The sequence below is a fragment of the Streptomyces sp. NRRL F-525 genome, assembly GCF_000716605.1.
GTDB lineage: Bacteria > Actinomycetota > Actinomycetes > Streptomycetales > Streptomycetaceae > Streptomyces.
Map to the genome: position 1 here is coordinate 152,732 of NZ_JNXE01000005.1, position 20,409 is coordinate 173,140.

The window sequence follows — 20,409 nt, forward strand, 5'->3', positions numbered from 1 at the left end:
TCGACAAGGCCGTATCCGGCGCGGTACTGATGGGGCATGAGCGAAGTCGGCGAACAGGTGCGCGACGGACGTCTGGTCGGCGGTCGCTACCGGCTGCTCGAACGGATCGGGTCCGGCGGCATGGGCACCGTGTGGCGGGCGTTCGACGAACTCGTGGACCGCGAAGTCGCCGTCAAGCAGCCGCGGTTGCCCGGCGACCCGGAGGACGAGGCGTTCCAGCGCGCCGCCCACCGGCTCTACCGCGAGGCCCGCGCCGCCGCCCGGGTCGACCACCCCTCCGCCGTCGCCATCCACGATGTCGTCATCGAGAACGAACTCCCGTGGATCGTCATGGAGTTGGTGCGCGGCGAGTCCCTGCACGAACGGCTCGGGCGCGGCCCCCTCGCCCCCGCCGACGCCGCCCGCATCGGCCGCGCCGTCCTCGGCGCCCTGTGCGCCGCCCACGCCGTCGGCATAGTGCACCGGGACGTCAAACCCGCCAACGTCCTCCTCGGCCCGCACGACCGCGTCGTCCTCACCGACTTCGGCATCGCCCACATCCAGGGCGAGGAATCCCTCACCGCCAGCGGGGAGTTCGTAGGATCGCTCGAATTCATCGCCCCCGAGCGCATGTCCGGCACGGGCGCGGGCCCGGCCTCCGACCTGTGGTCCCTGGGTGTCCTGCTGTACGCGGCCGTCGAAGGGGCATCTCCCTTCCGCCGTACGACCGTTGAGTCCACCCTCGGCGCGATCCTCGCCGGTGATCCGCCCGAACCGACCCGCGCGGGGCCTCTCGGGCCGCTGATCCTGCGGATGCTGGAGCGGGAGCCGGAGGTGCGGCCGGGGGCGGAGGAGGTCGGCGCGGTACTGGACGCGGTGGCCGAGGGGAAGGGCGTACCGGAACCGCCGATCGCCCTCCAGGACGCGGTGCCCGACGTGGAGCCCGTAGGCGCCGCCACCGCCAACGAGGCAGTCCCGCAAGCCGAGTTGGAGCCCGCACCTGCACCCGCACCCGCTCCCGCCCCCGGACCCGAGCCCAAGTCCCGCCGCCCCCGCCGCGCTCTCCTCGTCACGCTCGGGGTGCTCCTCCTGGCGGGCCTGCTCTTCGGCACGTTCGTCGAGAGCGTCCTCGACAAGGACTCCTGGACCGCTCACCGGCGCGAGGGCATGGGCGCGGTCCTCTCCCTCCCGTCCCAGTACCGGCTGCTCCGGACGCAGACGGCATCCGGCAGCCGTACCGTCACCTACGGCACCGGCGCCCTCCGCGTCCGCCTCACCGCATGGGACAAGGCCTCCGGCACGCCCCTCGCCGAGGCCCGGTCCTGGGCCGAGGCCACGTCCGACCCCCACTACACCCGCACCAGCTTCCGCGGAAACAAGGACGCGATCCTGGCCGACACCACCTACGAACAGTCCGGCGTCCCCACCCGCGCCATGGCCCTGATCATCCGCACCGCCGACCACCGCATGTACCAGCTCCGCGTGGACATGCCCAAGGGCACGGCGGACGAGAAGAAGGGCACGGCGCTCTTCAAGGGCGCCCGCGCCCGGCTCACCCTCACGGAAAAGTGATGTTGACGGCCGGTCCGGGGGTGATCATCCCTGTACAACGCCCTGATCAGGGCATTCGTTGCCAGTGATCACTGGCGTGATGTGAGCACTGGGTGAATCCCGATTACCGACGGGTACCCAAACCTCCTCCCGCGGCATACCCTGCCGCACATGACGGACTCGCAGGCCCCGGAAAAGACCGGCACGGAAACGACGACCGGCACGAACCCCCTCGCACCGGCCCCCACAGGCGCCCGTACCGCCGCCGACGTGGTCACCCCGGAGCTGATCGCCCAGCTCACGAAGGGTGTGGTCGGCTCCGGCCGGACCGCCAACCACTCGCCGTTCACCGGCGAGAAGCTGGCGGATCTGCCCGAGTCCACCCCCGAGGACGTGGCGAAGGCCTTCGACGCGGCCCGCGCCGCGCAGGCGCTGTGGGCGCAGACGCCGGTACGGCAGCGCGCGGCGGTCCTGCTCCGCTTCCACGACCTCGTTCTCGCCCGCCAGGCCGAGGTCCTCGACCTGATCCAGCTGGAGACCGGCAAGGCGCGGCTGCACGCGCACGAGGAGGTGCAGGCCGTCGCGGTAGCGGCCCGCCACTACGGCCGCAAGGCCCCCGCCTACCTCAAGCCGAAGCGGCACACCGGCGCGGTCCCGACCCTCACCAAGGTCACCGAACTCCGGCATCCGCGCGGGGTAGTTGGGCAGATCGCCCCCTGGAACTACCCGTTCGAACTCTCCGTCGGTGACGCGCTCCCGGCCTTCGCGGCGGGCAACGCGGTGGTCATGAAGCCCGACACAGAGACCTGCCTGACCGCCCTCTGGGCCCGCGACCTCCTCATCGAGGCGGGCCTGCCGTCCGACGTCTTCCAGGTCGTCCTCGGCGAGGGCCCGGTCGTCGGCCCCGAGGTCGTCAAGCACGCCGACTACGTCTCCTTCACCGGCTCCACGCGCACCGGCCGCGAGGTCGCACAGGCCGCCGCCGCCCGGCTGATCGGTGTCTCCCTCGAACTCGGCGGCAAGAACGCCATGTTGGTCCTGGAGGACGCCGACATCGAGAAGGCGGCGGCGGGCGCGGTCCGCGCGTGCTTCTCCTCCGCGGGCCAACTCTGCGTCTCCATCGAGCGGTTGTACGTCCACGAGTCGATCGCCGACACCTTCCTGGAGCGCTTCGCCGCCCGCACCAAGGCGATGCGCCTGGGCACCTCCCTCGCGTACGGCGCGGACATGGGATCGCTCGCGGGGGAACGGCAGTTGGAGTCGGTCACCCGCCACGTGGAGGAGGCGGTCGCCAAGGGCGCGAAGGTACTGGCCGGCGGCGTCGCCCGCCCGGACATCGGCCCGTACTTCTTCGAACCCACCATCCTCGACGGCGTCGAGTCCCCCATGGCCGTCTGCGCCGAGGAGACCTTCGGCCCGGTCGTCTCCGTCTACCGCTTCTCGACGGAGGACGAGGTGGTCGAGGAGGCCAACTCCACGCCGTACGGCCTCAATTCCTCGGTCTGGACGAAGAGTGGCAGCCGCGGCCGCGCGATCGCCGCCCGCCTCCACACCGGCACGGTCAACGTCAACGAGGGCTACGCCTCCGCCTACGGCAGCGTCCAGTCCCCCATGGGCGGCATGAAGGACTCCGGCCTGGGCCGCCGCCACGGCTCCGAGGGCATCCTCAAGTACACCGAGGCCCAAACCATCGCCCAGCAGCGGTTGCTGCCGATGGCCCCCTCACTGGGAATGACCGACGAGGCGTACGCGCAGTTCATGAGCAGGAGTCTCCGCGCAATGAAGGCATTCCGGCTCAGGTGAGTTGTCTTTAGGGGCGCGGGGAACTGCGCGACCAGCCACACACGACCCGCAGCGAATCTCAATGAGGAGAACACGTTGTCGCAAGATGCCTACGACTATGACGTCCTCGTCGTCGGTTCCGGCTTCGGCGGTTCAGTAACCGCCCTCCGCCTGACCGAAAAGGGCTACAGCGTCGGCGTGTTGGAAGCAGGCCGCCGCTTCACCCCGTCAACGCTCCCCAAAAACTCCTGGGACCTAAAGAACTACCTCTGGGCCCCCAAGCTCAACATGTACGGCATCCAACGCATTCACCTCCTGGGTAACGTCATGGTCCTCGCCGGCGCAGGCGTAGGCGGCGGCTCCCTGAACTACGCCAACACCCTCTACGTCCCCCCGAAGCCGTTCTTCGAGGACCCCCAGTGGCGCGAAATAACCGACTGGGAGGAGGAGTTGACCCCGTACTACGACCAGGCCCGCCGCATGCTCGGCGTACGCCTCAACCCGACGATGACCCCGTCGGACGTCCACCTGAAGGCCGCCGCCCAGCGCATGGGCGTAGGAGACACCTTCCACATGGCCCCCGTCGGCGTCTTCTTCGGCGACGGCAAGGACGCCGAGGGAACAGCGAAGGCCCGCCCAGGCGAACAGGCCGCCGACCCGTACTTCGGCGGCGCGGGCCCGACCCGCAAGGCCTGCACCGAGTGCGGCGAGTGCATGACCGGCTGCCGCCACGGCGCCAAGAACACCCTGAACGAGAACTACCTCTACCTCGCCGAGAAGGCGGGCGCGAAGGTCCACCCGATGACGACGGTCGTGTCGGTCACGGACGACTCCCAGGGCGGCTACGCGATAGCCACCCTGCCCACGGACGCGCGCCGCACGTCACAGGGCAGGACCTTCAAGGCCCGCCGAGTCGTCCTCGCGGCCGGCACCTACGGCACCCAGACCCTCCTGCACCGTATGAAGACGGGCGGCCAACTGCCGTATCTCTCCGAGAAGTTGGGCGAGCTGACCCGCACCAACTCCGAGGCGCTGGTCGGCGCGCAGACGAACAACCGCCGTTACCGCAAGGCGACCGGCACCCGCCAGGTCGACTTCACGCGCGGGGTGGCCATCACGTCCTCGATCCACCCCGACGAGAACACCCACATCGAACCGGTCCGCTACGGCAAGGGCTCCAACTCGATGGGCGGCCTCTCCATCCTCCAAGTCCCGTACGCGGAGGGCTCGTCGAGGGCGCTGGGCTGGCTGGCGAACGCGGCGAAGCACCCTCTCCTGGTCCTGCGTTCGCTCTCCAACCGCCGCTGGTCGGAGCGGACCATCATCGGCCTGGTGATGCAGTCGCTGGACAACTCCCTGACGACGTACCTGAAACCGGACGGCGTGGGGAAAGGGCTGCTGACGGCCCGTCAGGGACACGGCGCCCCCAACCCCAAGCAGATAAAGGCGGCTTCGGAGGGCGCGGCCGCGATCGCCGCCGAGATCAACGGCTTCGCGGGCTCGAACGTCGGTGAACTCATGGGCACCCCGCTCACCGCCCACTTCCTCGGCGGCTGTCCCATCGGCGCCTCCCGCGAGACCGGCGTGATCGACCCGTACCACCGCCTCTACGGCCACGCCGGGATCTCGGTCGTCGACGGTTCGGCGGTCTCCGCGAACCTCGGCGTCAACCCGTCCCTGACCATCACGGCACAGGCCGAGCGCGCGATGTCGTACTGGCCCAACAAGGGCGAGCCGGACCCGCGCCCGGAGCAAGGGCTGTCGTACGAACGCCTGAAGCCGGTGGAGCCGCGTCGACCGGCGGTCCCGGAGGGCGCGTTCGGCGCGCTGAAGCTGCCGTTCCTGGGAATGCCGACGGTGCCACCGAAGTCGTAGACGATCAGCGGTACTTGACGTAGTAGCCGGTACAGACAGAAGGACCTGCGCCCCCCTCCGAGCGCAGGTCCTTCCTCGTGCGGCGAGCTACGTGTTACGCGCTCGCGCCGCTCTTGCGCCGACGGACCATGACCACCGCGGCGGCACCCGCGACGACGGCCGCGCCGCCGACGAGGCCGATCACCGGGAGCGCGGAACTGGAGCCGGTCTCGGCGAGGTTGCCGGTCGGGAGGTCGGAGACCTGGCCCTGCGGCTTCTTCACCGAGGTGTCCTTGTCACCGGTGCTCGGGGTGGCGGTGCCCGGGTCGGTGTTCGAGGAACCGGCCTTCAGGACCTCGAAGTCGTACTGGGCCCAGCCCTCGGCGATGCAGTCCTGGCCCTTGATGTTGTCGAGGTAGGCGCCGGAACCGAAGGAGTAGGCGTCGCCGGCCGGGGCCTTCGCGCTGATGCTGACGCGCAGGTCGACGGACTCGCTCTTCCCGGACTTCAGCTCGTCGACGTAGAAGAAGTAGTCACCGGCCCACTCGTCGTTCCCGATGCGGTCCCACTTGCCGGTCTCGGGGTTCTTGAACTCCAGGTCCACGTACGGGCTCAGGAACTTCGACTCGTCGAGCTCGTAGTTCTCGACCTCGGCGTAGAAGGCGACGCCGTCGACCGTGGTCTTCGACTTGTTGGTGACGGTCAGCTTGAAGCCGTGGAAGCCGTCGCCCGCGACGATCTTGCCCGGCAGGCCCTTGATGTCCGCGGACACCTTGGCGGTGGAGAAGTCCTCGTCCAGGTCCTCGCAGAACGGCACGTCCGGGTCGGTCGGCTCCCCGGTCGGCTCGGCCGAGGTGGACGGCGTGGCCGAGGTGGAGGCGCTGTCGCTCGCCGAGGGGGAGGTCGAGTCGCTCGGCAGGGTGCTGCCGGTCGGCGACGCGGAGTCGGAGTCGGACGGCGTCGGGGAGACCGAGTCCGACGGCGAAGCGGAGACGGACTCGCTCGCGCTGTCGCTCGGGGTCGGCGACGCCGAGTCCTCCGCGAACGCGGCGGGCGCGGAGAGCAGGGCGAGCGGAGCGATGACGGCCGTCGCGGCCGCCGCGGCCATGGCACGGCGCAGCTTCATGAAGTCCTCAAGAAGTCCGGTGTGCTGCGGCAGCGCAGCACGCTGGGCGGAGGGCTCCGCGTGTGGGGCGCGGGTGTGGCCCTTGGTCATGCAGGTGAGACCCGGGAAACCTGAGAACGGTTGTGCCTATCCTCACAGGATTCTTATGTGGGCTGTGTCACACCCAAGTTCTTCTTGTGAACAGGCTTTCGGGCGCCTACAACTACCAGGTGTCCGACAAACCGTCAGAGGATCCGTCCTCAAGCCCCGATATCCCCGACGACGTCTGGGAGAAGTTCGCCCGCGACACGGAACGGGACATCCGGGCCTCCGCCAAGAAAGAACCGTCCGCGCGCGCCCGCATGGTGAGTGAACGGCTGCGGGCGGGCGAACAACCAGCAGGCTGGCGCGCCGGACCCACGGTCAAGACGCCCCGGCGACGACGGCTGTTGCCGGTCCTCGGACTGCTGCTGGCGATCGCCGTCGCCGTGGTCGCGATGAAGCCGTCGCTGCTGCCCGGCGACCCCTTCGGGAAGTCGGAGCCGGACAGCGCCGCGGCCTCCCCGCTCGCGCCGGAGACCGCGGCGCCGACCGCCGCGCCCTCGGCCGTTGCCGCCCAAGTGCCCACCCTGGATCATCCGTTCGCGGGTTCCCCGGCCCTGGGCTGGGCGGACGGCGCGGCCGGCATCATCCTGCCGAAGGCGACAGCCGTGGGACCGATCTCCAAGGATCGCGTCGAACTGGCCCTGCAGCAGACGAAGATCCTGCTCGTCGGCGCCAACCTCGACCCGAAGACACTCCGCGGTGACCGCCCGTCCGCCGCCCTCGCGGTCCTCGACCCGAAACAGGCCAAGGTGCTCGACCTGCTGAAGACGTCGCTGGCCGCCCCGACCAAGGAGCACGACCCCACGCAGCTCTTCAGCCGCTTCAACCCCAAGGACGTACGGCTGGTCGGTGACGTCGTGAAGACACGCGGACGGGTCACCTTCGCCACGGACGCCCGCGGCGGCGTCACCGTGCACAGCGACTTCACCTTCGTCTACCCGCTGGTCCGGACCGACGGTTCCACCCAGGTCGCCCGAACCATCGTCCGTCGCGTGATCGACGTGGAGATCCTCGATCCCGCCCGCTACCAGGTCACCTCCGGCCTGCTGACCCTCACCCGGTACGACGCGGACTTCGGCAACTCGGCCTGCGGGGTCTACGACGGCTATCTGAACCCGGAGTTCGACTCCGTGTCCCCCACCGGCGCCCCGCCCACCGGCCCGACGTCGGACCCGTACGACCGCAGCAAGGACATCAGCCGGGGCGAGGCCGCGTGCGGGACGGCGTCACGCACCTGATGCCTTCTCGTGCCCGCTGACGCCACCGGTCGACAGACAAGCGAAGGGCCCCGCGGGACGGAGCCGCGGGGCCCTTCTCCGTCAGCACCGACGTCAGGGCAGCGCCGGTGCCTGGGAGCGGCGCCGGGGGGTTGCGCCGCTTGTCAAAAGTGCCCTGGGTCGGCGCCCCGGCGCACACGGGGCGCACGCTTGGTCTCGACCTTTGGCGGGGTGTTGCCGACGGGACTGTGCACTGCAATGCGGTTGTCTGCGTGGGGACTTGGGGCTGGGGGAAGCCTCAGGGCCCTCTACGCATCGTGCTGGATGGACGCGGCCTCCGCAACCGTTCGATCCGGCTTTGTGCATTTTTGCAGTTTCCGCCGGGCGGCCCCGGGCGTCCCCGGAGCCGACCGTTCTCTTGGGTGACCGGGCTGCTGTCCCCTGCCGTCCGGTCACGACCCTGGAGCGAGGTCCCACGACGCACGGCACGATCCGTACGTCTCATCGCCCCAGCCGAGCCACGCGTGGTTCTTTCGGGCCCGCCCCTGGCTGGCGCGGACACCACCCCCAACGAAGCGGTTCGCGAGGCGGTCACGCGCCGTACGGGTGAGAGCGGGCCCGAACTCAGATGCGACGGGCCTCAGATACGACCCCGGGACAGTTCGAGCAACGTCATCGCGAGGGCGGTACCGGGCTTGCCGAGCGCGTCGCTGTAGTGCCGGAGGATCTCGTTCTCCCGGGTCAGGCTCACCCGCCGTCCGCCGGACGCGATCCGCGTCTCCTGCACGACGGCGGAGACGGCGACCCGTTCCTGGATCAGACCGATGATCCGGTCGTCCAGGGCGTCGATGCGCTCCCGGGCATCGACGATGGTCTGCTCGGGCGTGGTGGTGGTCATGGGATCTCCTCGTCGCGGAACGGCCACCTCCGACCGACAACCCCCGGAGAACGACAGGCGCCCCGGGCCTTGTCGGCCCGGGGCGCCTGGAAAGTCGCTCGTCAGTAACTCAAGCAGCTCGACCATGGCAGCCGGCGGGCCGGTTGCCATAGGTAAAGAGGAAGGTCGGGTGCGTGAGCATGGGGGCGAGTATGGCACAGAACGGTTTGGGGGTTCTGGGTGGCTGTGCGGCTCGCTGGGCTGGGGGTGGTGGGGCGCGTGTGCGGCCCGCCGGGCTGGGCGTAGTGGGGCGCCTTTGCAGCCCACCGAGACGGGCGTTGTTACGGCACCCATGAAGGCGCCCGAGACGGGCGGTGGGTGGGCGATGGCCTGGGGGTCTGGGGCGGAGCCCCCAGGGACGACCAGGTGCCCCACCCGAGCCCCGTTAGAATCGGTACCCCAGACCCCCGCCCCACCGCCGGAAGGCCCCGCCCCCGTGTCAGCAGCGACCCCCGCCCCCGACACCGTCCTGGTCGTCGACTTCGGCGCGCAGTACGCCCAGCTCATCGCCCGCCGCGTCCGCGAGGCCCGGGTCTACAGCGAGATCGTGCCGAGCACCATGCCGGTAGCGGAGATGCTCGCCAAGAACCCGGCGGCGATCATCCTCTCCGGCGGCCCCTCCTCGGTCTACGCCGACGGCGCCCCCCGCCTCGACCGCGAACTCTTCGACGCCGGCGTCCCCGTCTTCGGCATGTGCTACGGCTTCCAGCTGATGGCCACGACCCTCGGCGGCACCGTCGACAACACCGGCGCCCGCGAGTACGGCCGTACGGAACTGCACGTCTCCAAGGCGTCCTCCACCCTCTTCGAGGGCACCCCGGTCGAGCAGTCGGTGTGGATGTCGCACGGCGACGCCTGCTCCGCCGCCCCCGAGGGCTTCACGGTCACCGCGTCCACGGACGTCGTCCCGGTCGCCGCCTTCGAGAACGACGAGAAGAAGCTCTACGGCGTCCAGCACCACCCGGAGGTCATGCACTCGACCTACGGCCAGCAGGTCCTGGAGCACTTCCTCTACCGCGGCGCGGGCCTCACCCCGGACTGGACGACCGGCAACGTCATCGACGAGCAGGTCGCCGCGATCCGCGAGCAGGTCGGCGACAAGCGCGCGATCTGCGGTCTGTCCGGCGGTGTCGACTCCGCCGTAGCGGCGGCCCTGGTCCAGAAGGCCATCGGCTCCCAGCTGACCTGCGTCTACGTCGACCACGGCCTGATGCGCAAGGGCGAGACCGAGCAGGTCGAGAAGGACTTCGTGGCCGCGACCGGCGTACAGCTGAAGGTCGTGGACGCGGAGGAGCGCTTCCTCACCGCGCTCGCCGGGGTCTCCGACCCGGAGCAGAAGCGGAAGATCATCGGCCGCGAGTTCATCCGCGTCTTCGAGCAGGCGCAGGCCGAGATCATCGCGGACGAGGGCCCCGAGGTCGCGTTCCTGGTGCAGGGCACGCTCTACCCGGACGTCGTCGAGTCCGGCGGCGGCACCGGCACGGCCAACATCAAGTCCCACCACAACGTGGGCGGCCTGCCCGAGGACCTGGAATTCCAGCTCATCGAGCCGCTCCGCAAGCTGTTCAAGGACGAGGTCCGGATGGTCGGCCAGGAGCTCGGTCTCCCGGACGAGATCGTCCAGCGCCAGCCCTTCCCCGGCCCCGGCCTCGGCATCCGCATCGTCGGCGAGGTCACCAAGGACCGCCTCGACCTCCTCCGCGAGGCCGACGCGATCGCCCGCGAGGAACTGACCGCGGCCGGCCTCGACCGCGACATCTGGCAGTGCCCGGTGGTCCTCCTCGCGGACGTCCGCAGCGTCGGAGTCCAGGGCGACGGCCGCACCTACGGCCACCCGATCGTCCTGCGCCCGGTCTCCTCCGAGGACGCGATGACCGCCGACTGGTCCCGCCTCCCGTACGACGTCCTCGCGAAGATCTCCACCCGCATCACGAACGAGGTCGCCGACGTCAACCGGGTCGTCCTCGACATCACGTCGAAGCCGCCGGGCACGATCGAGTGGGAGTAGGCCTTTCCTGAGGCTCAGGTCCGCTTGAGGGTGCGCACCGGCGCCCCGGGCGTCCAGATCTGGACGACGAGATACGTCTCGTCCTCGACGTAGGTCCGCACGACCTCCGTCACCTCGGTGCGGAAGAGGTGGAACGGCTCCGGCGGTTCCACCTCTTCGCTGTACGCCCCCTTCACCCCGGCATCCGTCACCTCCACGGCCCGCCCGCCGACCCGCACGTCCCCGCCGCCCATCTCCGTACCCGCCCCCGGGTTCGCCTGCAGCGCGAACCGCGGATCCCGCCGCAGATCCAGCGCCTTGAGCGAGTCGGGCATCATCCCGAGCCACAACTCCCCGTCCAGGAACCGCACTTCGATCCCGCTGGTCCGCGGCGACCCGTCCTTGCGCAGGGTCGCGAGGATGTGGTGGGTGAAGGCCCCGAAGCGCTCCTCCACGGTCGCGGCGAGTTCGGGTTCCGCGGCGACGAATACCGCCCAGTTCGCTGTCATACGACCACTGTCCCGCCGATACCCGACATCCACTGTCCGGATTGGCGGACGCCGGGCACGCTTGGTGCCGCATCTTTACAGAACACCACTGCCCTTTTCGCCTCACTGACGGTAACTTCCGCCGGTAACCAGGAACCCAGTGCTGGAGGACCGATGCACGGGCCGACGCCGCCCTCCCCCCTGCCCACCGACCGGCTGCGGTTCGCCATGCCGCCGATGCACGAGTCGGTCGAGGACGAACGCCGGCACCGCAAGGAACGGCTCGCGGGCGCCCTGCGCCTGTTCGGCCGGTACGGCTTCGAGGACGGGGTCTCGGGGCACATCACCGCCCGCGACCCGGAGTTCACCGACTGCTTCTGGGTCAACCCCTTCGGGATGCCCTTCCGGCACGTCACCGTGAGCGATCTGGTGCTGGCCAACTCGGACGGCCAGGTCCTCCAGGGCCGCCACCACGTCAACCAGGCCGCGTTCACCGTGCACTCGCAGGTGCACGCCGCCCGCCCGGACGTCGTCGCGGTCGCCCACTGCCACTCCGTGCACGGCCGCGCGCTCTCCGCCCTCGGCGACTTCCTCGACCCGATCAGCCAGGAGAGCTGCGCCTTCTACGAGGACCACGCGCTCTACGACGCCTACAGCGGTGTCTCCGTCGACGCCGAGGAGGGCAAGCGGATCGCCGCCGGCCTCGGCTCGCGCAAGGCGCTGGTGCTGCGCAACCACGGCCTGCTCACCGTGGGCGACTCGGTGGACGCGGCGGCCTGGTGGTTCCTGTCCATGGAACGCTCCTGCCAGGTCCAGCTCCTCGCGAAGGCGGCCGGCCGCCCCCTCCTCATCGACCACAAACTCGCCGTCGCCACCCGCGAACAGACCGGCGGCGACCTCGTCGCGTGGATCAACTACCAGCCCCTGTGGCAGGACATCAGCCGCAGCGAACCGGACCTCCTCAGCTGAGGCCCCTACCGGAAACCCCGCAGCACCGCCGCCTTGGTCATCGTGAACTCCTCGTCCGTGAGCACCCCTTCCCGGTGCAGCTCCCCCAACTCCCGCAGCCTGCGCAGGAGTACGTCGTGATGGTCGGCCGGAGGCGGGACGGCGGCCGCCCGGCGGGGCCGGTCCGCGAACTCGCCGTTGTCGCCCTCGTGTTCCCGCGCCGACGGATGCGGCAGCCGCGCGGTCACCGCCGTCGCGACCAGCGCCGTGAGCAGATCCCGGCGGGTGCTGCCCCACAGATCGAGGGCGTACGGGTCCTTCTCCGGCGGCAGTTTCGAGAACACCGTCTCGCGGGTCACGAACCGCATGAACCCGTCCTCGTACCCGGAGTTGGGCAGCCACTCCACCTGGACGAGGTCGCCCACGGCGACTATGCGCGGCCCGGTGGCCCGCTTGACGCGCTCCGAGGTGTCGGCCCAGTCGATGCGCACCTGGGCGCCGTCGAACGACACCGTGCCGTCGGACGAACGCACCGAGACCGGCACCGGCGGCCCCGGCAGGAGATACGCCTTGGTCGGGTCCTTGGGGATCTGGTCGAGGAGCAGCCCGTGCCGGATCTCCTCCGCCACGTACTCGGCCACCCCGGACCGGTCGATGTCCACCATCAGCCGGTACGGATCCGCCGCGTCCGGCAGCCGTCCGCCGGTCGCCTGGAGCAACGGGTCGGCGCCCTCGCGCAGCCTCAGCCGCAGTCGGCCACGCTTGCGCTCGGGTTCGTAGACGACCCCCGCGACGGCTTCGAGGGGCACGGCGATCTCCCCGTACGTCTGCCGGAACAGTGGCACGGAGCGGTGAAGTCCCGGCGTGATACGGACCGTTGTGCCGTCGAAGGCCCAGGTCCCGTCGCGCTGGATGATCTCGGCCATGGGGAAATTCTCGCAGCCGGGTCAACACGGCGGCGCTCGCTTCACCCGCGCTGACCAGACCTGCCGGATGCGGGCCGTGTCCCGTAGGGCACAATCCGCTGTTGTCGTACGGGAGTTGCAAGGCGGTGGCCAAAGGCTTCGGAGCCGGCCGCCGAACGTGAGGGCCCGGGGTCGCGGGCCGCGGGGCATGGGGAAGGCAGGCGTCGGGCGTGGCGGTGCAGGAGGCGAGACAGGGCGGCGAGCACGTCGGTGCCCACGGAGGCGGCTGCACCTGCGGGGACTGCCCGCACGGAGCACGCGAGGGGCACCGGCGCGCGGTCGCCGCGTTCCTCGTCAAGCGGGACGGGTTCGCCGCCGGGGAAGGGCTGCCCGCGGCGGTGGCGCACTCGGTGTCCGCCTCCCGGCAGTGGGTCTCGGACGAACTGACCCAGTCCGCCGACGTCGTCGCCGAACGCGGCCGTGCCGAGGGCGGCGCCTGGCTGGCCCGCCTGTGGCACCGCACGGCCTTCGCGGTGTGGAGCGCCTTCGTCGTACTGCTCATGGTGCAGGCGCTCACCGCGATCGGCGCGGGCTGGACGGCGGCGCGTACGGCCGGACTGCTGGCCGCGCTCGTGGTCGCCGGCGCGCTGACCGCGGCCTCCTGGTTCCACCGCGCCCGCGGCGGGGCGCTGGCGCCGGTCATCGGTGAGGACAACCGGCTGTCGACCTCCCGCGCCGTGGCCGTGTCCTGGGTGCTGTTCGTGGCGTACGCGGTGCTGGTCCTGGCCGGCCGCCTCGCCGCCGCCTCCGACCACGCCGAGCGCGACGCCCTCATCTCCGGCCTCGAACTCGCCCGCGGCGCCGGTGTGGTGACCGTCCTCGCCGTGGTCTGCGCGATCGCCGTGCTCGTCCGCCGGGTCGTCGGCCTGCGCGTGCTGGGCCAGCGCCTCCAGAAACTCCCCGCCGACCGCCCCCGCGCCGCCGACCTGCTCACCGACGACGCGGGCCGCGGCACCTTCGCCGACATCCAGTACGTCGCGATCAGCGCCGTCGCCCTCGTCTTCGTGGCCGTACGCCTCGCCCGGCGCCCCGACCAACTGCCCGACCTGCCCTGGGGGTTGGCGGTGGTGGTGCTGATCTCGGCCGCGACGTACCTGGCCGGCAAGTACGCGGAGGGCGGCCGCCCGGTCATCCTCTCGGTGGTCCGTTCCCGTGAGGCGGGCGACCTCGACGCACCCATCCGCACCGGCGACGACATCGAGATCCGGGGCGCGGGCTTCGTGCCCCCGGGCGCCCAGACCGCCGACCGCCTCTCCCGCATGGTCGTCCGCATCGGCCCGGTCAACGTCCATGTCCCCCTGGTCCCGGTCACCGGCGGTTTCTCCAACCCGACGGACACCCTTTTGACCGTCCCGGTCCCGGTCGATGTCGAGCCCGGGCGCGTGGAGGTACAGGTCGTGACCGCGGCGGGCGTGGAGACCAACTCCTGCGTCGTCGACGTCACGGACTGACACCCGCGGCGGGTTGCCCACCGCACGAGCCGTGCCAAAGTCGCGAAAACTGGTTGAAGCATGATTGAGCGGGTCCCCCTATTCGTACGTATGGTCTGTTGAGGGGTCACGGCACAGCGGGCGAGAGGCGGCTAAGGGCGATGACTCACGGCACTCGAATGGATACGCAAACCCCGTACCTCGACGGCGACCGGAGCTGGCGGGACACCGCCACCCGATACGCCCTGCTCCCACTGCGCGTCTTCCTCGGCGTCACCTTCATCTACGCCGGCCTGGACAAACTCACCGACAGTGCCTTCATGAAGTCCTCCGGCGCCGGCTCGATCGGCGAGACGATGCGCGCGGTCCGCGACTCGTCGGCGATCCCGGCCCTGGTCGACCTGGCCCTGAAGAGTCCCGTCGGCTTCGGCTACGCCATCGCCTTCGGTGAACTCGCCGTCGGCATCGGCACGTTGATCGGCCTGCTGGCCCGCCTCGCCGCACTCGGCGGCGCGCTGATCTCGCTCAGTCTGTGGCTGACCATCAGCTGGGCCAACGACCCGTACTACTACGGCAACGACCTCGCCTACCTGATGGCCTGGCTGCCCCTCGTCCTCGCCGGAGCCTCCATGTTCTCCCTGGACTCGATGATCCGCGGCAGGCGGAGGCAACGGGCGGGCGGCTACCGGTAGCTCCCGAGGAGGGTGCCGCCGGCGGCTCGCCGCCGGGCTCTTTCCGGGCGGGCTGTCGGTCCCGTCCGTAGACGATCTTCAGCCGGATATGTCCGGACCCGGGTCGGCCGTGTTCCCGCGGCCGGCCCCTCGGCGTCTGCGGACCGCGCCGTTGATACCCGCCACCACGCCGGCCAGCACCAGGCCGACCGTGACCAGCGGGATCACCGCGAACCACTCGGTCACCCACAGCCCGCCCGCGTCCCCGGCATAGACCACGCCGGCGGCGGCGAGGAAGAGACCGGCGACCAGCTTTCCTGGCTGGAACTCATGACGCAGCACGGCTGACCTCCGCCTGTCCGACGCCGACCTGGAGGTCCAGGTCCAGCGTGCCGGTGCTCTTGACGCCCGTCGCCGGGGTCAGGGTGACCTGCTTGTGCTTGCCCGGCTCCACGTCCACGTCCTTCTTGTCGTCACCGGGCAACTGGATGTCCCCGACGCGTACGTCCACACTCAGGTTCACCGTCACGTTCGGCGGCACGATCACCTTCAGCTGACCGACGCCCACCTCGGCGTCCGTCGAGACCGTCTGCCCCTTGGTCAGCCGCAGTTGGGTCAGGTCGAGCGTGCCCACCCCGTTCCCCAGGTCGTACTTCTGCTGCACCTCCGCCACCGCCGCGGGCTGCCAGGTGAGGTGTTCCCAGTGCGTGGTGAGGTCCTTGGGCAGGGCAGCCGAGGCGGCGAGCAGGCCGGCCGTGACGATCGCGAGGAACACCGAGCTTGCCCCCGTCCGCCCGAGGAACGCGCTGACCGCGATCCCCAGGCCGAAGACGACGAGCGCACAGGCCAGGCCCGCCTGCAGGCTGGTGCCGAGCGTCTGGTCGTCCCACTTCGCGGCGGTGCCGAGGCCCCCCGCGAGCAGCGCGAGCAGGAACACCCAGCCGCCGATCCAGCGCGGACCGCGCGTTTTCGGAGGCGCCGGGCGCGGGACCCGCTGGTCCGCGGGCCAGTGCGGGTAGGAAGGGGCGAGCCTGAAGTCGATCACGTCCGCGATGTCTCGGTCGCGGGAGTCGCCGGGGCCCCACAGATAACCGGTGCCACCGACGTGTGTGCCGTCCTTGACGATCGGATCACGCCACCAGGAGGGGTAGGCGGTGGCCACCGGCGGCGCCTGGGCCTCCGGCGGGGCGTCGGCGACGGCCTGCGCGGCGAGCGGGTCGGGGTCGGGGGCGCCGCGCTGCTGCGACCAGTACCCCGCGCCCGCCAGCAGGAGGGAGAGGACGACGGCGAAGGTCAGCACACTCGCGTTGTTCAGCATCGACAGGAACACACCGCAGCCGACCAGCGCGAACAGCACGGCGGCCAGGGCCTGGCCGTCCACGCGGCCGGTGAAGAGCTTGCGGACCTCGTTCTCCTCCTCGTCGTCGTACGGGACGAAGAGCCATGCGAAGCCGTAGAAGATGAGGCCGATGCCGCCCGTCGCCGAGAGCACGGCGAGCGTGATGCGGAAGATCACTGGGTCCATGTCGCACTGCCGCCCGAGCCCCGCGCACACCCCCGCGAGCACCTTGGACCGCCGGTCCCGCCGGAACCGGTGCGGAGCCGCGGCCGCGGTGCCGCCGCCGGGCACGGCACCCGGCGAAGAGGCGGCACCCGCGCCGGGCACGGCGTCCTGCGGCCCGCCGCCCGCTCGGGGACGTGGGCCGGAGCCGGGTCCGGGACCCGTCGCGGCGCGCTCGTGATCTGTCATGCGTCCATGCTGCCCGCCGCGAGCCGCCGATGGCAGTCGGGACGACCCTGGCCGAACCCTGAAATCCGCCCTGACCCGGACCGGGGGAGTGTTCGAGGGGCTGAGGCCGTGGTGCGCGCCGGTGGGCTGTGCCGCGAGCGAGCTGTTCGCCGGGCGGGTGCGGTCGCCGCGGGCGGCCGGTTGCCCGCAGGGCTCCCGTGCCGTCGTGACTGACACCGCGACCGGCACCCGCGACCGGCCCCACGACTGGTACCGCGACCGGCTCGTGTGCCGGTGGCGCTCAGATCCCCCGCAGCCGCAGCCGCAGCCGCAGCCGCAGCCGCAGCAGCCATCGCAGCCGCCACCGACCCACGGACCGCCGTCACCCGCCTCGCCTTCCGGCAACCCGTCAGAACCCCCGCGGCACGCCGTTTTCGCGGACCGAGCGTGCCGGATTCGAAGATCAGGGGAGTCTCGGGGGTCGACCCTGATGCCCTGAACGGCGGGGCGTGTGAACATCGGTGGCATGCCGGAAGCCGCAGCATTGCCCGTCGAGGACCCGCGGCCGCCGCGCAAGCTCTACCGCAGCAGTGACGGACGCTGGCTCGGTGGTGTGGCGCGGGGGCTCGCCGGGCATCTCGGGCTGCCGGTGATCTGGGTGCGGCTGGTGTTCGTGGGGCTGTTCCTCGCGGACGGACTCGGCGCGCTGCTGTACGCCTCGTTCTGGTTCTTCGTGCCGCTCGGCGTCGGCGGCGTCGCCGGTCAGCGGCCCCCGTCGCTCGTCTCCACCGAGACCTCGCCGGACGGCCGTCGCAGGCTCGTCGCCCGCAAGCCGGACAAGGGCCAGATCGTCGCCCTCCTCCTCATGGTCGTCGTGGCGCTGGTCTTCGTCGGCAATGTGAACCTGGGCAATGGCGCCAAGGCCTATCTCTTCCCGACCGTCCTCGTCGGCGCGGGCGTCGCCCTCGTCTGGCGCCAGGCGGACAACGCCCGCCGGGCCCGCTGGGCCGAGGTCGGCAGCCGCCGCCGTACGCTCAGCCTGCTGCGCGCGGGCGGCGGTGTCCTGCTGGTCACCGCCGGCGCCACCGCGATCTTCGTCCTCCAGGGCTCCGCCGACCACCTCGGCTCGGTCCTCCAGGCCGCCCTCGCGGTCCTCGTCGGCATCACCCTGCTCGCCGGCCCGTACCTCGTGCGGATGACCCAGGACCTCTCCGAGGAACGCCTGATGCGCATCCGCGCCCAGGAGCGTGCCGAGGTCGCCGCCCATGTCCACGACTCCGTGCTGCACACCCTGACCCTGATCCAGCGCAACGCGGAGAGCCCGAACGAAGTGCGCCGCCTGGCCCGCGCCCAGGAGCGCGACCTCCGGGCATGGCTCTACAAACCGGAGGGCACCGGCAAGGACGAGGCCGACGAACCCGACACCCTCGCCGAGGCGGTGCGCCGCAGCGCGGCCGAGGTCGAGGACAAGCACGGTGTCCCCATCGAGGTGGTCATCGTCGGCGACTGCCCGCTCGACGACAGGATCGGTGCCCAGATGCAGGCCGCGCGCGAAGCTATGGTCAACGCGGCCAAGTACGGTGGCGAGGGCGGCGCCGTACAGGTCTACGCCGAGGTGGAGGGGAAGACGGTCTTCGTGTCCGTCCGTGACCGCGGACCGGGTTTCGACCTCGACTCGATACCCGCCGACCGCATGGGTGTCAGAGAATCGATCATCGGCCGTATGGAGCGCCACGGCGGTACGGCCCGACTGCGCGCGGTGCCGGACGGCGGTACCGAGGTCGAGCTGGAGATGGAGAGGGCGGAGAAGACGTCATGAGCGACGCGACCGAGACGAACGAACCGGCGGAGCCGACCGGCGGGAGCGCGGGCGGGCGTCACGTGCGCGTGGTCCTCGTCGACGACCACCGCATGTTCCGCACGGGGGTCCAGGCCGAGATCGGCCGCACCGACGAGACCGGGGTCGAGGTGGTCGGCGAGGCCGCGGACGTCGATCAGGCGGTCACGGTGATCACCGCGACCCGCCCCGAGGTGGTCCTCCTCGACGTCCACCTCCCGGGTGGCGGCGGGGTCGAAGTCCTGCGCCGCTGCGCCCCGTTGATGAGCGACGCCGAGCAGCCCGTCCGCTTCCTCGCCCTGTCCGTGTCGGACGCGGCGGAGGACGTGATCGGGGTGATCCGCGGCGGTGCGCGCGGCTACGTCACCAAGACGATCACCGGCACGGACCTCGTGAGCTCCATCTTCCGGGTCCAGGAGGGCGACGCGGTCTTCTCGCCCCGCCTGGCCGGCTTCGTCCTCGACGCCTTCGCGTCGACCGACGCCCCGCCGGTCGACGAGGACCTCGACCGCCTCACCCAGCGCGAGCGCGAGGTGCTCCGCCTCATCGCGCGCGGCTACGCCTACAAGGAGATCGCCAAGCAGCTGTTCATCTCGGTGAAGACGGTCGAGTCCCATGTCTCGGCGGTACTGCGGAAGCTCCAGCTGTCGAACCGGCACGAGCTGACGCGGTGGGCGACGGCACGTCGACTGGTGTGACCCGTAAGGGAGTTCACCCGGGACCTCTGGGGGATACCCCGGGGATTCACACCACCCGGGTCGCCCCCGCGAACGGCATCTCGTCGATCGGCGCCAGCCGGACCGGCGCCGTCGGGTTCGGGGCGTGGATCATCTGGCCGTCGCCGACGTAGATGCCGACGTGACTGATGCCGGAGTAGAAGAACACCAGGTCGCCGGGGCGCAGTTCGGACCGGGAGACCCGCTGGCCCGCGTTGATCTGAGCGTAGGTCGTGCGGGGCAGGGAGACCCCGGCGGAGCTGTACGCGGCCTGGACGAGGCCCGAGCAGTCGAAGGCGTTGGGGCCTGTCGCGCCCCAGACGTAGGGGCTGCCGAGCTTCTGGTAGGCGTAGGAAACGGCCGCCGCCGCACGGGAGTTGGGGGCGTCGGCCCGAGCGGCGGAAGAACCGGGAGCGGCCAGCGCGCCCCGGGCCGTGGTCGACGACCGTGACGCGCGGCCGGTGCCACCCGCCTCGCCGACCTGCGCCCGCTGCTGCGGGGGCAGGGTGGACAGCAGGCGGCGGGCCTGGTCCAGCTTGCCGTTGATCGTCTTCTTCTGCTTGCCCAGCTCCGCCTGCCGGGACTTCAGCGAGGTCAGCTCGATGTGCGCGGCGCCGCGCAACTGCTCGATCTCGCGCAGCTGTTGGCGGACCAGTTCCACGGCCGCCGTCTGCCGGTGGCCCACCCGGTCGGCGAACTCGGCGCCGTCCAGATACCGTTCGGGGTTGTCCGAGAGCATGAGCTGCACCGCGGGGTCGATCCCGCCGCTGCGGTACTGCGCGGCGGCGACGTAACCCAGCGAGTCCCGGGCCGAGTTGAGCTTCTCCGTCTTGCGTGCCGCCTCGTCCCGCAGGGTGTTCAGCCGCTTCTCGGCCGCGTCCGCCTTCTCCTTCGCGCCGTCGTACTTCTCGGTCGCGACCTCCGCCTCCTGGTACAGCTTGTCCACCTTGGCCTTGACCTGCGTCGGTGTCAGCTGTGGCTCGGCGTGCGAGGTCCCGTCGAAGGCGGTCGCCGTCGCCGCGCCCGCGAGGGCGATCGTCGCCGCCGTCCGGGCTGTGTTGCCGCTGAGCGAGCGCTGTCGGGGCTTGCGGTGCGCTGCCACGTGGAC

Annotated in this window: 17 protein-coding genes; 10 read left to right on the plus strand and 7 right to left on the minus strand. The window is 71.0% G+C overall.

Features of this window, described 5'->3' with window-relative positions; translation table 11 throughout:
- The first annotated feature begins 36 nt into the window (after positions 1-36).
- The 3 genes from OO69_RS09770 (at position 37) to OO69_RS09780 (ending at position 5,187) form a co-directional block, all read left to right on the plus strand.
- The gene (locus OO69_RS09770; protein ID WP_033280076.1) at positions 37-1,551 is read left to right on the plus strand and encodes a serine/threonine-protein kinase; all 1,515 of its coding nucleotides are present in this window, start codon (positions 37-39) and stop codon (positions 1,549-1,551) included.
- A 150-nt stretch (positions 1,552-1,701) separates the two neighbouring features.
- The gene (locus OO69_RS09775) at positions 1,702-3,333 is read left to right on the plus strand and encodes a succinic semialdehyde dehydrogenase (RefSeq protein ID WP_033280077.1); all 1,632 of its coding nucleotides are present in this window, start codon (positions 1,702-1,704) and stop codon (positions 3,331-3,333) included.
- 75 nt (positions 3,334-3,408) lie between these two features.
- Complete coding sequence (locus OO69_RS09780) at positions 3,409-5,187, plus strand: GMC oxidoreductase (RefSeq protein ID WP_033280078.1); 1,779 nt, start codon at positions 3,409-3,411, stop codon at positions 5,185-5,187.
- A gap of 94 nt (positions 5,188-5,281) precedes the next feature.
- On the opposite strand, the gene OO69_RS51895 is transcribed toward OO69_RS09780, so the two are convergent.
- The gene (locus OO69_RS51895; RefSeq protein ID WP_324604547.1) at positions 5,282-6,382 is read right to left on the minus strand and encodes an LAETG motif-containing sortase-dependent surface protein; all 1,101 of its coding nucleotides are present in this window, start codon (positions 6,380-6,382) and stop codon (positions 5,282-5,284) included.
- Between the two features lie 86 nt (positions 6,383-6,468).
- Here OO69_RS51895 and OO69_RS09790 point away from each other — a divergent pair, with 86 nt between their 5' ends.
- Positions 6,469-7,614: a hypothetical protein gene (locus OO69_RS09790; protein WP_420707859.1), complete on the plus strand. Its 1,146-nt coding sequence runs from the start codon at positions 6,469-6,471 to the stop codon at positions 7,612-7,614.
- 619 nt (positions 7,615-8,233) lie between these two features.
- Here OO69_RS09790 and OO69_RS09795 read toward each other — a convergent pair.
- On the minus strand, positions 8,234-8,491 hold the full coding sequence (locus tag OO69_RS09795) for a chorismate mutase (protein WP_033280079.1): 258 nt from the start codon (positions 8,489-8,491) through the stop codon (positions 8,234-8,236).
- 475 nt (positions 8,492-8,966) lie between these two features.
- Between OO69_RS09795 and guaA the strand changes: the two genes are divergently transcribed.
- Positions 8,967-10,538 carry a glutamine-hydrolyzing GMP synthase gene (guaA, locus tag OO69_RS09800; protein WP_033280080.1) on the plus strand — a complete coding sequence of 524 codons (1,572 nt, stop codon included), beginning with the start codon at positions 8,967-8,969 and terminating at the stop codon, positions 10,536-10,538.
- Between the two features lie 14 nt (positions 10,539-10,552).
- Here the strand turns inward: guaA and OO69_RS09805 are convergent, their stop codons facing one another.
- On the minus strand, positions 10,553-11,026 hold the full coding sequence (locus OO69_RS09805) for a pyridoxamine 5'-phosphate oxidase family protein (RefSeq protein ID WP_033280081.1): 474 nt from the start codon (positions 11,024-11,026) through the stop codon (positions 10,553-10,555).
- A gap of 153 nt (positions 11,027-11,179) precedes the next feature.
- Between OO69_RS09805 and OO69_RS09810 the strand changes: the two genes are divergently transcribed.
- Positions 11,180-11,974 (plus strand): class II aldolase/adducin family protein, encoded by a 795-nt coding sequence (locus OO69_RS09810; RefSeq protein WP_033280082.1) that lies wholly within the window; start codon positions 11,180-11,182, stop codon positions 11,972-11,974.
- Positions 11,975-11,979: 5 nt separating this feature from the next.
- On the opposite strand, the gene OO69_RS09815 is transcribed toward OO69_RS09810, so the two are convergent.
- Complete coding sequence (locus OO69_RS09815; RefSeq protein WP_033280083.1) at positions 11,980-12,879, minus strand: DUF4429 domain-containing protein; 900 nt, start codon at positions 12,877-12,879, stop codon at positions 11,980-11,982.
- Between the two features lie 209 nt (positions 12,880-13,088).
- Here OO69_RS09815 and OO69_RS09820 point away from each other — a divergent pair, with 209 nt between their 5' ends.
- Positions 13,089-14,369, plus strand: coding sequence for a hypothetical protein (locus OO69_RS09820; RefSeq protein WP_033280084.1), 1,281 nt, complete (start codon positions 13,089-13,091; stop codon positions 14,367-14,369).
- Positions 14,370-14,509: 140 nt separating this feature from the next.
- Positions 14,510-15,040: a DoxX family protein gene (locus OO69_RS09825; RefSeq protein ID WP_033280085.1), complete on the plus strand. Its 531-nt coding sequence runs from the start codon at positions 14,510-14,512 to the stop codon at positions 15,038-15,040.
- 78 nt (positions 15,041-15,118) lie between these two features.
- On the opposite strand, the gene OO69_RS09830 is transcribed toward OO69_RS09825, so the two are convergent.
- Together OO69_RS09830 and OO69_RS09835 are read right to left on the minus strand one after the other, a co-directional pair.
- A complete protein-coding gene (locus tag OO69_RS09830) occupies positions 15,119-15,361 on the minus strand; it encodes a hypothetical protein (protein WP_033280086.1) in 243 nt (80 codons plus the stop codon).
- A complete protein-coding gene (locus tag OO69_RS09835; RefSeq protein WP_078652357.1) occupies positions 15,348-16,769 on the minus strand; it encodes a PspC domain-containing protein in 1,422 nt (473 codons plus the stop codon). The genes OO69_RS09830 and OO69_RS09835 overlap by 14 nt, the downstream gene beginning before the upstream one ends.
- A gap of 505 nt (positions 16,770-17,274) precedes the next feature.
- On the opposite strand from OO69_RS09835, the gene OO69_RS09840 reads away from it, so the two are divergent.
- Positions 17,275-18,567 carry an ATP-binding protein gene (locus OO69_RS09840; RefSeq protein ID WP_033280271.1) on the plus strand — a complete coding sequence of 431 codons (1,293 nt, stop codon included), beginning with the start codon at positions 17,275-17,277 and terminating at the stop codon, positions 18,565-18,567.
- Positions 18,564-19,283, plus strand: a complete 720-nt coding sequence (locus tag OO69_RS09845) for a LuxR C-terminal-related transcriptional regulator (RefSeq protein ID WP_033280087.1) — start codon at positions 18,564-18,566, stop codon at positions 19,281-19,283. Before OO69_RS09840 ends, OO69_RS09845 begins: the two co-directional genes overlap by 4 nt.
- A gap of 46 nt (positions 19,284-19,329) precedes the next feature.
- On the opposite strand, the gene OO69_RS09850 is transcribed toward OO69_RS09845, so the two are convergent.
- Positions 19,330-20,403 (minus strand): C40 family peptidase, encoded by a 1,074-nt coding sequence (locus OO69_RS09850; protein WP_033280088.1) that lies wholly within the window; start codon positions 20,401-20,403, stop codon positions 19,330-19,332.
- Positions 20,404-20,409 lie beyond the last annotated feature (6 nt).

What these genes read in the sequence shown, in the direction of transcription:
- OO69_RS09775 (WP_033280077.1), top strand. Translation starts at nt 1,702, where the DNA reads ATGACGGACTCGCAGGCCCCGGAAAAGACCGGCACGGAAACGACGACC.
- OO69_RS09825 (WP_033280085.1), top strand. Translation starts at nt 14,510, where the DNA reads ATGACTCACGGCACTCGAATGGATACGCAAACCCCGTACCTCGACGGC.
- OO69_RS51895 (WP_324604547.1), bottom strand. Translation starts at nt 6,382, where the DNA reads ATGACCAAGGGCCACACCCGCGCCCCACACGCGGAGCCCTCCGCCCAG.
- OO69_RS09815 (WP_033280083.1), bottom strand. Translation starts at nt 12,879, where the DNA reads ATGGCCGAGATCATCCAGCGCGACGGGACCTGGGCCTTCGACGGCACA.
- OO69_RS09845 (WP_033280087.1), top strand. Translation starts at nt 18,564, where the DNA reads ATGAGCGACGCGACCGAGACGAACGAACCGGCGGAGCCGACCGGCGGG.
- OO69_RS09840 (WP_033280271.1), top strand. Translation starts at nt 17,275, where the DNA reads ATGCCGGAAGCCGCAGCATTGCCCGTCGAGGACCCGCGGCCGCCGCGC.
- OO69_RS09810 (WP_033280082.1), top strand. Translation starts at nt 11,180, where the DNA reads ATGCACGGGCCGACGCCGCCCTCCCCCCTGCCCACCGACCGGCTGCGG.
- OO69_RS09770 (WP_033280076.1), top strand. Translation starts at nt 37, where the DNA reads ATGAGCGAAGTCGGCGAACAGGTGCGCGACGGACGTCTGGTCGGCGGT.
- OO69_RS09835 (WP_078652357.1), bottom strand. Translation starts at nt 16,769, where the DNA reads ATGACAGATCACGAGCGCGCCGCGACGGGTCCCGGACCCGGCTCCGGC.
- OO69_RS09795 (WP_033280079.1), bottom strand. Translation starts at nt 8,491, where the DNA reads ATGACCACCACCACGCCCGAGCAGACCATCGTCGATGCCCGGGAGCGC.
- OO69_RS09805 (WP_033280081.1), bottom strand. Translation starts at nt 11,026, where the DNA reads ATGACAGCGAACTGGGCGGTATTCGTCGCCGCGGAACCCGAACTCGCC.